This window comes from Stenotrophomonas sp. FBCC-B152 (assembly GCF_059134105.1).
On the sequence record NZ_CP101442.1, the window covers coordinates 2,417,960 to 2,430,815 of the forward strand.

The following is a 12,856-nucleotide window of genomic DNA, read 5'->3' on the forward strand; positions in this document are numbered from 1 at the left end:
TCATCATGTCTATCGAGACTCTGGTCAGTGAAGTCGCCCGTGCCACCGGCCTTGGGCAGAACGCACAGAAGTTCGTCGGCGTCGTAGCCCGCTACATCTTCAGCCAACCCGGCGGGCTGGCCGGCTTCAGGAACAAGTTCGAGGCTGCGGGACTTGGCGGCGTGTTCAATTCTTGGCTGTCGGGCCAGCCCACCATGCAGCCGATCGAACCGAATCAGCTGCGCAGCGTCCTGGGCAACCAGAGCGTGGAGGAGATCGCGCAGAAGTCCGGGATCGGCGCCAAGATGATTCCGGGCCTGCTGACCATGGTGGTACCGGCCATCGTCAAAGCGGTCACCGCCGGCGGCGTCATGCCCACCTCGTTGCCTGCGGCGTATGCCAGCCTCGCTGGCGGCAGCAAGGTCGGCAAGCCGTCCTTCCGCCTGTGGCGCTGGCTGTTGCCATTGATCGCGCTGCTGGCCCTGGCCTGGTGCGGCTGGCAATCGCGCAACGTGGCCAAGGCACCGCCTGCCTCTGCTGCCGCTCCGGCGGCGAATGTCGCGGCAGTCGCCAGCGACCCCACGCTGTCCTTCCAGAACGACGGTGGCAAGGTCACGCTCAAGGGCACGCTCCCCAGCGTCGCGCAGAAGGCCAGCCTGCTGGGCGCAGCGGAAGGGGTCTTCGGCCCGGGGAAGGTGGCAGCGGACATCGAGGTCAACACGGCCGTGCGCGAAGCCCCGTGGCTGGAACGCTTGAAGGTGCTCATCCCGGACATGAAGGCAGACGGGCTGAAGTTCGCGTTCAACGGCGATGCGCTCAAGCTCGACACTTCGGCACTGGACCCTGAAAAGCGCGCGCAGATCAGCCGGGCGTTCCAGTCAGGACTGGGCAATGTCCAGATCGAGGGGCTGTTTGATCAAGGCACCCAGGCCCTCAGTGCCCTCGCCCCCGGCGCCAACGCTGCGGACCTGACGTCGGCGCTGAACAAGACCACGGTCAATTTCGACACCGGGCTGGCCACGCTGACCCGCAGCAGCGAGGGCATCCTTGACCTGGCCGCCACGGCCATCAAGAACTCGAACCAGGAGGTCAAGGTGGAAATCGGCGGCCATACCGACAGCCAGGGCAACGCCACGACCAACCAGCAGCTGAGCGAACAGCGCGCAGACGCGGTGCGCTCGGCGTTGGTCAAGCGGGGTGTTCCAGAGGCCAGGCTGGTGGCGCGCGGCTTCGGCTCCAACCAGCCAATGGCCGACAACAGCACCGAGGAAGGGCGCAAGGCGAACCGGCGGATCCAGTACACCGCGATGTGATGTCCGCCCCCGCAGGTTCCCGGTGGAGCCACGCAGGGCGTGGCTCTACCGGCGTGGCTCTACCGGCGGGTCTGGCCGGTTCCCTGGACGACGAAGCGCTCTACGGTGAGGGCTTCCAGGCCCATGGGGCCGTAGGCGTGCAGGCGGGTGGTGGAAATGCCGATTTCCGCGCCCAAGCCGAGTTCGCCGCCGTCGGAGAAGCGGGACGAGGCGTTGACCATCACCACGGCAGCGCGCAGTGCGTGGATGAAGCGCTGGGCCGCAGCCGGATCTTCGGTGGCAATGACTTCGGTGTGGTCCGAGCTGTACTGCTGGATGTGGGCGAGTGCCTGCTCGAGGTCATCGACCACGCGGACGGCGATGATCAGGTCGAGGTATTCGGCGGCGAAATCGTCATCGGTGCCCGGTACCGCTTCGGGCAGCCACTGGCGCGCGCGCGCGTCGGCACGGAGTTCCACGCCCCGCGCACGCAAGGCGCGCTCCGCCTGCGGCAGGAAGTCGGCCGCCACGCCCGCGTGGACCAGCAGGGTTTCCAGCGAATTGCAGGCCGACGGACGGCTGCATTTGCCATCCACCAGCAACGCCAACGCCTTCGCAGGGTCGGCGGCACGGTCCACGTACAGGTGGCACACGCCCTTGTAGTGCTTGATCACCGGCACGCGCGCATGTTCGGCCACGAAGCGGATCAGCCCTTCCCCACCGCGCGGGATGGCCAGGTCGACCAGGTCGTTGAGCTGCAGCAGGGTGAGCATGGTCTCGCGGCGCAGGTCTTCCACCAGGGTGAGCGCGGCATCGGGCACCCCGGCATCGCGCAGGGCACGCTTGAGCGAGGCGGCGATGGCGGTATTGGAATGGATGGCTTCAGAGCCGCCGCGCAGGATCACGCCGTTGCCGGCCTTGATGCACAGCGCGGCCGCATCGGCGGTCACGTTGGGGCGCGCTTCGTAGATCATCGCGATCACGCCGAGCGGCACGCGCACCTTCTGCACGCGGATGCCGTTGGGGCGGATGTCGTCGCGGGTGATGCTGCCGACCGGGTCCGGCAGTGCGGCCACTTCGCGCAGCGCGGCGCTGATGCCGGCAAGGCGCGCAGGGTTCAGCGCGAGGCGGTCTAGCATGGCGCTGCCGGTGCCCTTGGCTTCGGCGGCGGCGAGGTCCAGCGCGTTGGCGGCAAGGATGGTGGCCGTGTCGGCGTCGAGTGCATCGGCCATGCCGTTGAGCAGTGCCGCCTTGGCGTCGGACGACAGCTGCGCCACTACCTGCGCGGCGTCGCGGCATTGGAGGGCTTGATCGCGGATGTCCATGGGTTCTCTCGTCACGAAGGATGTTTTGGCGCGTTTTCAGAATCTTGGGGCCGACGTCAAATCTTGCTGGCGTGGTTTACGTGGGACACGCATGGCGTGTCGCTACGATCTGCCAGCCACGTAGCGACACGCCATGCGTGTCCCACGTAGACCATCCGAAGCCCGGTCAGATCAGTACCAGGTCATCCCGGTGGATCACATTGCCACCGTAGTTGTAGCCCAACACGCTTTCAATGTCGCGCGAATGCCGCCCGGCCACCCGGCGGATGTCGCTCGCCGAATACTGGCTTACGCCGCGCGCCAACGTCACTTCACCACTGGCGGTGCGCAAGCGCACCTGCACCATGTCGCCGCGGCGGAAATCACCTTCGGCAGCGGTCACTCCGCCCGGCAGCAGCGACGCGCCCTTGTCGCGCAGCGCCACGGCCGCACCCGCGTCGACCACGATGGCACCGGGTTCCAGCGGTGCGTGCCGCAGCCAGTATTTGCGCGCGGCTTCACGGGTCTGCCCGGCATGGATGCGGGTGCCGAACAAGCGGCCCTGCGCCAGCGCACGCACCACATCGCCATCGCGGCCGTTGAACAGGCAGGTATCGATGCCGACGCGGCCAGCCTTGGCCGCCGCTTCCAGCTTGGTATGCATGCCGCCGGTACCGGCCCCACTGCCGGCACCGCCGGCCATGGCCAGCACCTCGAGGGTGAGCTCGGGCACGTCGTGGATCGGCTGCGCCTGCGGATCGCGGCGCGGGTCGGCGCTGTACAGGCCGTCGATGTCGGTGGCGATGAACAGGATGTCGGCGTCGATCAACGCGGCCACGGTGGCGGCCAGGTTGTCGTTGTCGCCGAGCTTGAGCTCATCCACCGACACGGTGTCGTTCTCGTTCACCACCGGCAGCGCGCCCAGCCGCAGCAGCTCGTTGAGCGTGGCGCGGGCGTTGAGGTAGCGGCGGCGGTTGCGCAGGTCGTCGTGGGTCAGCAGTACCTGCGCCACCGGGCGTTCGAAGAAGCGCTGCCACAGCCCGATCAGCTGGGCCTGGCCGAGCGCGGCCAGCGCCTGGCGCGCAGCCATCGCCGCGCCGGCCTCGATCGCGCGCGGCACGATGGCACGCCCGGCCGCGACCGCGCCGGAGGACACGATCACTACTTCGCGCCCGGCCAGCACATGCGCGGACACGAACTGGGCCAGGCCCAGCGCGTGCCGTGGCGACAGCCCGCCACCATCTGCCGCCAGCAGGCTGCTGCCGACCTTGAGCACGGCGCGCTTCCAGCCCGGTACAGGCTGTTCGGGGAACGGGGACTGCACGCGGGTGGGGCTCATCGTGGGGCTCGCCTCAGCGGGTGGACCATTCGTGGACGGTGGCGGTGGCGCTGCCCTCGGTCATCAGCGGATCGGCATCGACGATGGCCTGTGCGGCGGCGCGGTCAGCGACGTTGTGCAGCACATACGCGCCACCGGTCTTGTCGGTGAAGCCGCCGGTGATCAGCAGCTGGTCGCGGGCGCGGAGCGCGTCCAGGAAGAGGACGTGTTCGGCACCGACCTCATCGCGGAACGCCGGGGTGCGGGTGACCAGCACGAGGTAGCAGGTCTTCATGGCAGCAGCGCCGCCCAGCGTGCGCGCAGTTCGTCCAGGCGCAGGTCGGCAGCGGCGCCGGGCGACACGCGCGCGGCCAGGCTGCCTTCCGGGGTACGCCCCTGCCCGGCCGTGTCCGATGCCGCCGCAGCGGCCTTGTAGGCCTCGCGGAACGGCACGCCGGCTACGGCCGCTTCCACGGCCACGTCGGTGGCGTACATGCCCGAGTCGATGGCAACGCGCAGCTTGTCTTCGCGCCACTCCAGGTTGGCCAGCAGCGCCGGCAACAGTTCCAGCGCGGCCAGGCCACGGCCGAAGCCGTGGAAGATGGCGCCCTTGCTGCCCTGCAGGTCGCGGTGGTAGCCGGACGGCAGCGACAGCAGCTGCTCGATCTCGGTACGCGCCGCCGCCACGCTGGCGTGGGTGGCACGCATCAGTTCGATCACGTCCGGGTTGCGCTTGTTGGGCATGATCGAGCTGCCGGTGGTGTACTGCGCCGGCAGCGCGACGAACCCGTATTCGCCGCTGGTGAACAGCGACAGGTCCCACGCCAGGCGGCGCAGGTCCAGGGTGGCCCCACCCAGCGCTTCCAGTGCTGCCAGTTCGAACTTGCCACGCGAGAGCTGCGCGTAGATCGGCGAGATCTGCATGCGCGCGAAGCCCAGCGCCTGGGTTGTGTGGGCGCGGTCCAGCGGCAGGTTGACGCCGTAGCCGGCCGCGGTGCCCAGCGGGTTGGCATCGACCAGTGCGAAGGTATCGTGCGCGCGCACGGCATTGTCGATGAACGCTTCGGCCCAGCCGGCCCACCACATGCCCGCCGAGGACACCACGGCGCGCTGGATGTGGGTGTAGCCCGGCACCGGCAGGTCTTTCTCGGCTTCCGCGCGGTCCAGGGCGACCTTGGCCACTTCGCGGCTCAGCGCGGACACCTGCAGCAGCTTGTCCTTCAGCCACAGCCGGGTGGCCACCAGGATCTGGTCGTTGCGGCTGCGACCGGTGTGGATCTTGCGGCCGGCATCGCCCAGGCGTTCGGTAAGGCGCGCTTCGATCGCCGAGTGGCAGTCTTCGAAGCGCTCATCGAGCACGAACGCGCCACTGCGGAAATCCTCGGCCAGCACGTCCAGCTCGCGCTGCAGGTCGCTGCGCTCGGTGGCGGTGAGGATGCCGATGTTCTCCAGGCCCTGCGCATGCGCCTTGCTGGCCTGCACGTCGTACAGGAAGAACTCGCGGTCGAGGATGACGTCATCGCCGGCGAGGAAGGTCTGGATTTTCGCATCCACCGCTACGCCGGGCTTCTGCCAGAGAAGGTCTGCCATGTGTTGCTCCAATCAATGCGGAATCGAGGTCAGTTCATCCAGGCCCAGGGCCAGGTTGAGGTTCTGCATGGCCTGGGTGGCCGCGCCCTTGAGCAGGTTGTCCAGGGTCGCCACGACCACCACGCGCTTGCCGCCCGGGGCCACGTCGAAGCCGCCGATCTGCACGCCATGGCGGCCGGCGATGCGGCTCACCCACGGGGCTTCGTCGAGGATCTCGATCAACGGCTCATCGGCGTAGAAGCGGCGGTAGGCGTCCACGATCTGCTCGCGGGCCAGCGGCTGCTGCAGCCACAGGTTCACGGTCATGGTGATGCCACGGAAATGCGGGGCCACGTGCGGCATGAACTCCACCGGCACGCGCAGGTGCGCGGTGACTTCGCGCTCGTGCACGTGGTTGGTGAGCGCGTACGGCATGAGGTTGTCGCGCAGCAGTTCGGGGTTGTTCTTGTCCGACGGGCTGGTGCCGGCACCGGAGTACCCGGACACGCCGAAGCACTGCGGCGGACCGGCCAGCTGGTCCAGCAGCGGGCTGATCGCCAGCTGCATGGCGGTGGCGTAGCAGCCCGGGTTGCTGATGTGCTTCTGGCCGGTGTAATCGCCCCGGGTCAGTTCGGGCAGGCCGTAGTACCAGCTGCCTTCGAAGCGGTGGTCGGCGGAGAGATCCACGATCACCGTGTCCGGGCGCGCGGCATCCAGCGCGGTCACGAACGGGGCCGACAGGTTGTTGGGCAGCGCCAGGATCACCGCGTCCACGCCCTTGGCGGCCACGGCGTCGGCATCGAGGTTTTCAAAGGCCAGCTCGCCGGCGATCTCCGGGTAAGTATCGGCCACGCGCTGCCCGGCCAGTTCGCGCGAGGACACGAAGCCCAGCGCCAGCTGCGGGTGCGCGGCGATCAGCTTGACCAGCTCGGCGCCGGTATGCCCGCGGGCGCCGACGATGCCAACGGTGAAGGTTGTCTTGGAAGTGCTCATGCGTGTGCGTCCAGGCGGTCCTGCAGGCTGCGCTTCACGTCCTGCCATTCCGAATCGATGATGGAGAAGACAACCGTGTCGCGCGGGCTGCCGTCGGGGTGGCGCTTGTGGTTGCGCAGCACGCCTTCCTGGGTAGCCCCGAGGCGGGCGATCGCCGCGCGCGAGGCGGCGTTGTGCGCGCTGGTTTCAAACGCCACGCTGATGCACTCCAAACGCTCGAAGGCGTGGGTGAGCAGCATCAGCTTGGCTTCGGTGTTCACCCCGGTGCGCTGCGCATGCGGGCCGTACCAGGTGTAGCCGATGCTCAGGCGCGGCACGTCTTCTTCCAGTGCGTAGTAGCGGGTGCTGCCGACCACGTTGCCGTCGGCATCCAGCACCGCGAACGGCAGCACCTTGCCGGCGGCCTGGTCCTGCAGCGCGGCCTGCACGTAGGCGGTCATGGTCTTGGCGCTGGGCACGTGCGCGTACCACAGGTCGGCCAGCGCACCGTCGCCCAGCGCGCCGCGCAGGCCGTCGATATGCGCCATCTGCAGCGGTTCCAGCCGTGCATGCCGGCCGTCCAGCGTGGGGACCTTGGTCCAGTCGGCATGATTCATCGTGGTCAGCCCTCCAGGCTCGGGGTGCGCGTGGCGCAATGGTCCACGTAGGTGCGGATGCGGTCGAAGCCATCGGCACCGAACCAGAACACCTTCCAGTGGTCCTGCTTGTAGCAGCCATCGGATTCGGCGTAGTAGAAATGATTGATCGGGTTGCCGTGGCGCGAGCGCCAGAACAGCTGCGGGGTTTCGTCCAGCATGACGTTCCACACCGCACGGCCCAGGCCTTCGCCCTGCGCGTCATCGAGCACGGCGAACTTGTCCAGGTACACGCCTTCGGCTTCGTCGGTGAGGATCACCGCGGCGCGGTAGTTCTCGCTGACGTAGGCGCGCAACAGGCGGGTCTTGTCGAAGTAGTCCGGCACCAGGGTGCGGCCGAAGCTGGATTCGATCAGGCCCTTCAGGCGCGGCAGGTCCAGTTCGCTCCAGGCGGTGGCGCGCAGCACCTTTTCGCCCTTGCGCACCAGCGTGCCCGAGCCCTTGTGGGTGAACAGTTCCTTGGCCAGGTCGGCCGGACGGGTGATGGACACCGACGACTCCAGCGGCAGCCGGTCCAGCAGGTCCTTGATCTGTTCGATCTTGACCCGCATGCCGCCGTGGATCCACGGCTGCTGCATGAGCTGGTCGTATTCGGTGGACAGGTTGATCGAGTCGATCACCGTGCCCTCTTCGTCGAGCAGGCCGCCGGTGCCGGTGAGGAAGATGATCTTGTACGGCTGCAGTTCCTGCACCAGTTCGTTGGCGGCGAAATCGGCGTTGACGTTGAGGATCTGGCCGCAGCGGGTTTCGCCCAGGCTGGTGATCACCGGAATGGAGCCGGCGCGCAGGCTGGCTTCGATCGGGGCCAGGTTGACCTTCTTCACTTCGCCGACCAGACCGTAGGTGTCCTGGTCCAGGTATTCGGCTTCGAACACGCCCCCGGTGATGGAGGTGGCACGCGCGCCGTTCTGCTGCAGCGCTTCCACCAGCTGCAGGTTGGACGCCTGGAACACCCGGCGCACGATGGCCAGGCCTTCGGGCGAGGTCACGCGCAGGCCGTTGACGGTCTGCTTGACGATGCCGGCCGCCGACAGTTCCGCGTCCAGCTGCGGGCCGGCGCCGTGCAGCACGATCGGGGTGAGCCCGACTTCCTGCAGGAACGACAGCGAGGAGGTCAGCGCGTCGAGGTCATCGCGCAGCACGGCGCCGCCGACCTTGACCACGGCGAAGCGCTTGGCATCCACCTGCGAAAAGCGCTTGAGGTACTGGCTGATCTCCTTCGCGCTGGCCATGCTGGAAAGCAGGCGCACGATGGTCTGGCGGGTCTGGCGGTGGGGCTGGAGGGAAGAAGGCATTTCAGTATCGTCACGGGCGGCCGAAGCCGCGGTGGGAGATCCGTCAGTGGTGGGCCACGACGGCGTCATTCGGTCAGGCGCCGGCGCTGATGATGCGGTGCACGGCATCGGTGTAACGCTGCAGCTGCTCCAGCGTCACGAACTCGTCGGCGGTGTGGGCCTGGGCGATGTCGCCCGGGCCGTACACCAGGGTGGTGTAGCCACCGGCGGAGAACAGCGAGGCTTCGGTCCAGAAGTCCACGGCATTGCCGATCGGCAGGTCCAGCGCATCGGCCACGTCACGCGCGGCCAGGCGGCGGTTTTCCGCTTCGGCGATGTCGCCGGCCGGCAGGCTGGGTCCGCGGAAGGTTTCGGTGAACAGCGCCGCGTCCGGTTCGGCGAAGCCGGCAAAGGTGGCCAGCAGCGCGTCGATATCCATCGACGGCAGCGGGCGGAAACCGAAGCGCAGTTCGGCGGCCGGGGCGATCATGTTGGCCTTGATGCCGCCTTCCACGCGCCCGATGTTGAAGCGCAGCCCGGTCAGCCCGCCGAAGCGGGCATGCGCCAGCGAGTCCACATGGTCCAGCGCGCGGTTGCCCCAGCGCATGGCCTGGTGCAATGCGCTGGCGGCCGCATCCTGCTTGCCCGAGGCATGCCCTGCCCGGCCGGCGAAGTGCATCAGCACCGAACTGATGCCACGGTGCGCCAGCACCGCTTCGCTCATGGTCGGTTCGGCCACCAGCACCGCTTCATACGGAATGCCACGGGCCAGGAACGCGGCGATGCAGCGCGGATCGTTCGCCTCTTCATCGCTGGAGAACAGGAACGCGGCATCGCCGTTGCTGGCGTTGGCCGCGGCCACCAGCGCGGCGGCCGCGCCCTTGATGTCGCACACGCCGAGCCCGATCACCCGGTCATCGGCACGCCGCATTACGTGCGGGTCGGCGCTCCAGTGCGGGGAATCGGGCACGGTGTCCAGGTGCACGTTGAACAGATAGCGCGGCGTACCACGCACCGCATACAGGCTGACCGCGCCATCGCCATGGTCGATCACCTCCACGTTGAACCCGGGCAGGTTCGCGCGCAGGTAATCGAAGATGCCACCGGTGGTGATCGCACGCGGCGGGTTGCGGGTGTCAAAGGACACCAGCGCCTGCAGGTGGTTGAGCGTCTGTTCCAACATGCCCGGCCCTCAGCGGTTGACTTGCGCGTAGAGGGTCGAGCTCATGCCGAAGAGCTTGATGAAGCCCTCAGCCTCTTCCACGCCCCAATCAGCCGACTGCGCATAGGTCGCGCCCTTGGTGTTGAGCAGGTGCGGCGACTTCACCGCCACCGCATCAACGCGGCCGCCACGGGTTTCCAGCACGACTTCGCCGTTTACCTTGGCCTGCGAGGACTTCAGGAACGCTTCGATGTCGGTCTTGAGCGGGTCGTGGTAGAAGCCTTCGTACACCAGCTCCACCCACTTGCGCGCCACGTCCGGCTTGAAGCGGTTCTGCTGCTTGGTCAGCACCGCATCTTCCAGCGCGCGGTGCGCGGCCAGCAGCGAAACCAGGCCCGGGGCTTCGAACACGATGCGGCCCTTCAGGCCGATCACGGTGTCGCCGGTGTACACGCCACGGCCCACGCCGTACGGCGCGAACAGCTTGTTGAGCTGGGCCAGGATCTGCTCGCCCGGCAGCGCCTTGCCGTTGAGTTCAACCGCTTCGCCTTCGACGAACTTCAGGGTCACGTTCAGCGCGGCTTCCGGCCATTCGCTGCGCGGTGCGCACCAGCCGCGGGCGCCTTCGCCCGGGGCTTCCCAACGGTCGATCTCGCCGCCGGACATGGTCAGGCCGAGCAGGTTCTCGTTGATGGTGTAGGCCTGCTGCTTGGCGCGCACGCCGAAGCCGCGCTCTTCCAGGTACTTCTGCTCGTAGGCACGGGTCTGGGTGTGTTCCTTCTGGATTTCGCGGATCGGCGCGACGATCTGGTAGTCGCCCAGTGCCTTCACGGCCAGGTCGAAGCGGACCTGGTCGTTGCCCATGCCGGTGCAGCCGTGGGCAATGATGTTGGTGCCCAGTTCGGCGGCGCGCTTGAGCGCGGCATCGACGATCAGGTAACGGTCGGACACCAGCAGCGGGTACTGGCCCTGGTAGCCTTCGCCGGCCCACACGAACGGCTTGACGAAACCACTCCAGATGGCCGGGCCACCGTCGACGGTGACGTGGCTGGTCACGCCCAGTTCGGCGGCGCGCTTTTCGATGAAATCACGCTCTTCGTCATCCACGCCGCCGGTGTCGGCGAACACGGTGTGCACGTTGTAGCCGCGCTCCTGCAGGTAGGGCACGCAGAAGCTGGTGTCGAGTCCGCCGGAGAAGGCCAGGACGATGTCTTTCTTGCTCATGGGGGTCGGGTCCGAAGTGGGGGTGATATGAAAAATGGGGTGATACGCGCGATTACCGGCCGGCCAACGCCGACATGATGGCCTTCTGCACGTGCAGGCGGTTTTCGGCTTCGTTGATGGCGATGCACTGCGCCGAATCCATCACGCCGTCGGTGGCCTTGACGTTGCGGCGCAGCGGCAGGCAGTGGCTGAACACACCGTTGTTGGTCATGGCCATCTTGGCTTCGTCGACGATGAAGTGCTTGTACTGGTCGCGGATGGGCTTTTCCGGTTCCCAGTTGCCGAAGAACGGCAGCGCGCCCCAGCTCTTGGCGTACACCACGTCGGCGCCGCTGTAGGCGCTGGCGATGTCGTGGCTGATCTTCAGCGAACCGCCGTTCTCGGCCACGTTATTCTCGGCCCAGCCCATGTAGCGGTCATCGAGGATGTAATCGGCGGTCGGGCACAGCAGGGTCACGTCCATGCCCATGCGGGTGGCGATGGTCAGGGCCGAGTTGGCCACGGCGGTGTTGAGCGGCTTGGGGTGGTAGGTCCAGGTCAGCACGTACTTCTTGCCGCGCAGGTCCTGGGTGCCGAAATGTTCCTGCAGCGCCATCACGTGGGCCAGTTCCTGGCACGGGTGGGTGATGGTTTCCATGTTGATCACCGGCACCGGCGAGTACTTGGCGAACGCCTTGAGCACGATGTCCTCACGGTCCTGCGCCCAGTCGATGAACTTCGGGAACGCACGCACGCCGATGAGGTCGACGTAGCGCCCCAGCACCCGGGCCACTTCGGCGATGTGCTCTTCGGTGTCGCCATCCATCACGGTGCCGAGGTTGAACTCGATCGGCCATGCATCCTTGCCCGGCTGCAGCACGATCGCGTGCCCACCCAGCTGGAAGGCACCCAGCTCGAAGCTGGTGCGGGTGCGCATGGACGGGTTGAAGAACACCAGGGCAATCGACTTGCCCTTGAGCTCGTCGCCCAGCTTGTTGCGCTTGAACAGCGCGGCCTGGGTCAGCAGGGCATCCAGCTCGGTACGGCTCCAGTCCTGGGTGTTCAGGAAGTGCTTCAGGGACATCGATCGATCCTTTGAGGCGGGTTTCAATGGAAGAAAGGGTACAAATGCAACTTTTCAAATCGTAGAAACGAAAAAACCCAGCGCGGGGGCTGGGTTTTCCGAACAGACAGCACGAAGCTCCGGTTACCCAGCGAAAATGTGGGGTTCCGGTCGGCGGGCACGCGACGTCATGCCCGTAGCCATCCGGGCGGCGCTGGTGTCGTGCTGGAAGTCGGTGAGTTTCATGGCCGCCCATCTTTACATGTGAGGGGGCACGGCGCAAGGCCTGAACCGACGGTTCAGGGATTTGCGGCGCTGCCCTGTTCGGCGCCCACCCACGGGGTGATGGAGACGCGGATCTTGAGCCGGTTGCCCGGGTCTTCGGGCAGGCGCGAGCGGTACTTGGTGCCCTTGTAGACGTAGTCCACGTCGTAGGCGATGGGGCGGCGGAACTCCCGGCCGACCGGGATGATGCGGCAATCGCGGGTCAGCAGCGGGCCGTTGTTGGCGGCCGGGGCCTCCACGACGGGGGCCATGTCCTCGGTGCTGCCGTCTTCACGCTTGAAGATGGAGCGCACCGAATCCATGAAGCGGCCGAACCGGCCCTTCTCTTCCTGCGGCTCTTCGCCGGTGACGTTGACCGGGGCCAGGGTGCGGGTGGAGACCGGTTCGCAGTGTTCTTCGGTGCGGGTGGCACGCAGGGTCTGGAACACCGGTTCCACGTTGAGCACCTGCGCGTAGTCGAACTTCACGTTCTCCACGATCACCACCCGGTTACGGACCTCGGCGTCCTGGGCACACGCCATGAAGGCGGCGCTCCCCAGCAGGCAGGTCAGCGTCAGCAACGAAGCGGATTTCATTGGCAACAGGAAAGAGGACAAGGCGGATAGTTTAGGCAGTGCGCGGCACAAGGGGCTGAACATTACCCTTCCGCGACGCATCTGCCCATACCGGACCGTGTCGTTTGCGAAATCCGGGGGCAACCGGGCGGGTCCCGGGGCCGGCGCTGGAGGCCGATGTGATCTAAAATCGAGGGCTTGCCCCTACTCCGCCCGGCCCTACGC

Annotated in this window: 12 protein-coding genes; 1 reads left to right on the forward strand and 11 read right to left on the reverse strand. The window is 67.1% G+C overall.

All coding sequences use genetic code 11. The features are described from left to right. Nucleotides 1–5 precede the first annotated feature (5 nt). Entirely contained in the window at nt 6–1,292 is a 1,287-nt protein-coding gene (locus NMB40_RS11250) for an OmpA family protein (RefSeq protein ID WP_494358438.1), read from the forward strand. A gap of 59 nt (nt 1,293–1,351) precedes the next feature. On the opposite strand, the gene NMB40_RS11255 is transcribed toward NMB40_RS11250, so the two are convergent. The 11 genes from NMB40_RS11255 to NMB40_RS11305 form a co-directional block, all read right to left on the reverse strand. Then, a complete protein-coding gene (locus NMB40_RS11255; protein WP_494358439.1) occupies nt 1,352–2,596 on the reverse strand; it encodes a glutamate-5-semialdehyde dehydrogenase in 1,245 nt (414 codons plus the stop codon). A gap of 166 nt (nt 2,597–2,762) precedes the next feature. Then, nucleotides 2,763–3,914 (reverse strand): glutamate 5-kinase, encoded by a 1,152-nt coding sequence (proB, locus tag NMB40_RS11260; RefSeq protein WP_494358440.1) that lies wholly within the window; start codon nt 3,912–3,914, stop codon nt 2,763–2,765. Between the two features lie 13 nt (nt 3,915–3,927). Then, complete coding sequence (locus tag NMB40_RS11265; protein WP_494358441.1) at nt 3,928–4,188, reverse strand: YciI family protein; 261 nt, start codon at nt 4,186–4,188, stop codon at nt 3,928–3,930. Continuing rightward, nucleotides 4,185–5,483 (reverse strand): argininosuccinate lyase, encoded by a 1,299-nt coding sequence (argH, locus tag NMB40_RS11270; protein ID WP_282246389.1) that lies wholly within the window; start codon nt 5,481–5,483, stop codon nt 4,185–4,187. Before argH ends, NMB40_RS11265 begins: the two co-directional genes overlap by 4 nt. 12 nt (nt 5,484–5,495) lie before the next feature. After that, nucleotides 5,496–6,455 carry an N-acetyl-gamma-glutamyl-phosphate reductase gene (gene argC, locus NMB40_RS11275; RefSeq protein ID WP_494358442.1) on the reverse strand — a complete coding sequence of 320 codons (960 nt, stop codon included), beginning with the start codon at nt 6,453–6,455 and terminating at the stop codon, nt 5,496–5,498. Next, nucleotides 6,452–7,051: a GNAT family N-acetyltransferase gene (locus NMB40_RS11280; RefSeq protein ID WP_494358443.1), complete on the reverse strand. Its 600-nt coding sequence runs from the start codon at nt 7,049–7,051 to the stop codon at nt 6,452–6,454. The genes argC and NMB40_RS11280 overlap by 4 nt, the downstream gene beginning before the upstream one ends. Before the next feature lie 5 nt (nt 7,052–7,056). Further along, nucleotides 7,057–8,385 (reverse strand): acetylglutamate kinase, encoded by a 1,329-nt coding sequence (locus tag NMB40_RS11285; protein WP_448143125.1) that lies wholly within the window; start codon nt 8,383–8,385, stop codon nt 7,057–7,059. A 73-nt stretch (nt 8,386–8,458) separates the two neighbouring features. Further along, nucleotides 8,459–9,547, reverse strand: coding sequence for an acetylornithine deacetylase (locus NMB40_RS11290; RefSeq protein WP_494358444.1), 1,089 nt, complete (start codon nt 9,545–9,547; stop codon nt 8,459–8,461). 9 nt (nt 9,548–9,556) lie between these two features. Then, nucleotides 9,557–10,750, reverse strand: coding sequence for an argininosuccinate synthase (locus NMB40_RS11295; RefSeq protein ID WP_448143127.1), 1,194 nt, complete (start codon nt 10,748–10,750; stop codon nt 9,557–9,559). A gap of 52 nt (nt 10,751–10,802) precedes the next feature. Continuing rightward, nucleotides 10,803–11,813, reverse strand: a complete 1,011-nt coding sequence (locus NMB40_RS11300) for an N-acetylornithine carbamoyltransferase (protein ID WP_494358445.1) — start codon at nt 11,811–11,813, stop codon at nt 10,803–10,805. 278 nt (nt 11,814–12,091) lie between these two features. Continuing rightward, nucleotides 12,092–12,652: a hypothetical protein gene (locus NMB40_RS11305; RefSeq protein ID WP_184126593.1), complete on the reverse strand. Its 561-nt coding sequence runs from the start codon at nt 12,650–12,652 to the stop codon at nt 12,092–12,094. Nucleotides 12,653–12,856 lie beyond the last annotated feature (204 nt).

What these genes read in the sequence shown, in the direction of transcription:
- NMB40_RS11285 (WP_448143125.1), bottom strand. Translation starts at nt 8,385, where the DNA reads ATGCCTTCTTCCCTCCAGCCCCACCGCCAGACCCGCCAGACCATCGTG.
- argC (WP_494358442.1), bottom strand. Translation starts at nt 6,455, where the DNA reads ATGAGCACTTCCAAGACAACCTTCACCGTTGGCATCGTCGGCGCCCGC.
- NMB40_RS11265 (WP_494358441.1), bottom strand. Translation starts at nt 4,188, where the DNA reads ATGAAGACCTGCTACCTCGTGCTGGTCACCCGCACCCCGGCGTTCCGC.
- NMB40_RS11250 (WP_494358438.1), top strand. Translation starts at nt 6, where the DNA reads ATGTCTATCGAGACTCTGGTCAGTGAAGTCGCCCGTGCCACCGGCCTT.
- argH (WP_282246389.1), bottom strand. Translation starts at nt 5,483, where the DNA reads ATGGCAGACCTTCTCTGGCAGAAGCCCGGCGTAGCGGTGGATGCGAAA.
- NMB40_RS11280 (WP_494358443.1), bottom strand. Translation starts at nt 7,051, where the DNA reads ATGAATCATGCCGACTGGACCAAGGTCCCCACGCTGGACGGCCGGCAT.
- proB (WP_494358440.1), bottom strand. Translation starts at nt 3,914, where the DNA reads ATGAGCCCCACCCGCGTGCAGTCCCCGTTCCCCGAACAGCCTGTACCG.
- NMB40_RS11305 (WP_184126593.1), bottom strand. Translation starts at nt 12,652, where the DNA reads ATGAAATCCGCTTCGTTGCTGACGCTGACCTGCCTGCTGGGGAGCGCC.
- NMB40_RS11300 (WP_494358445.1), bottom strand. Translation starts at nt 11,813, where the DNA reads ATGTCCCTGAAGCACTTCCTGAACACCCAGGACTGGAGCCGTACCGAG.
- NMB40_RS11295 (WP_448143127.1), bottom strand. Translation starts at nt 10,750, where the DNA reads ATGAGCAAGAAAGACATCGTCCTGGCCTTCTCCGGCGGACTCGACACC.
- NMB40_RS11255 (WP_494358439.1), bottom strand. Translation starts at nt 2,596, where the DNA reads ATGGACATCCGCGATCAAGCCCTCCAATGCCGCGACGCCGCGCAGGTA.
- NMB40_RS11290 (WP_494358444.1), bottom strand. Translation starts at nt 9,547, where the DNA reads ATGTTGGAACAGACGCTCAACCACCTGCAGGCGCTGGTGTCCTTTGAC.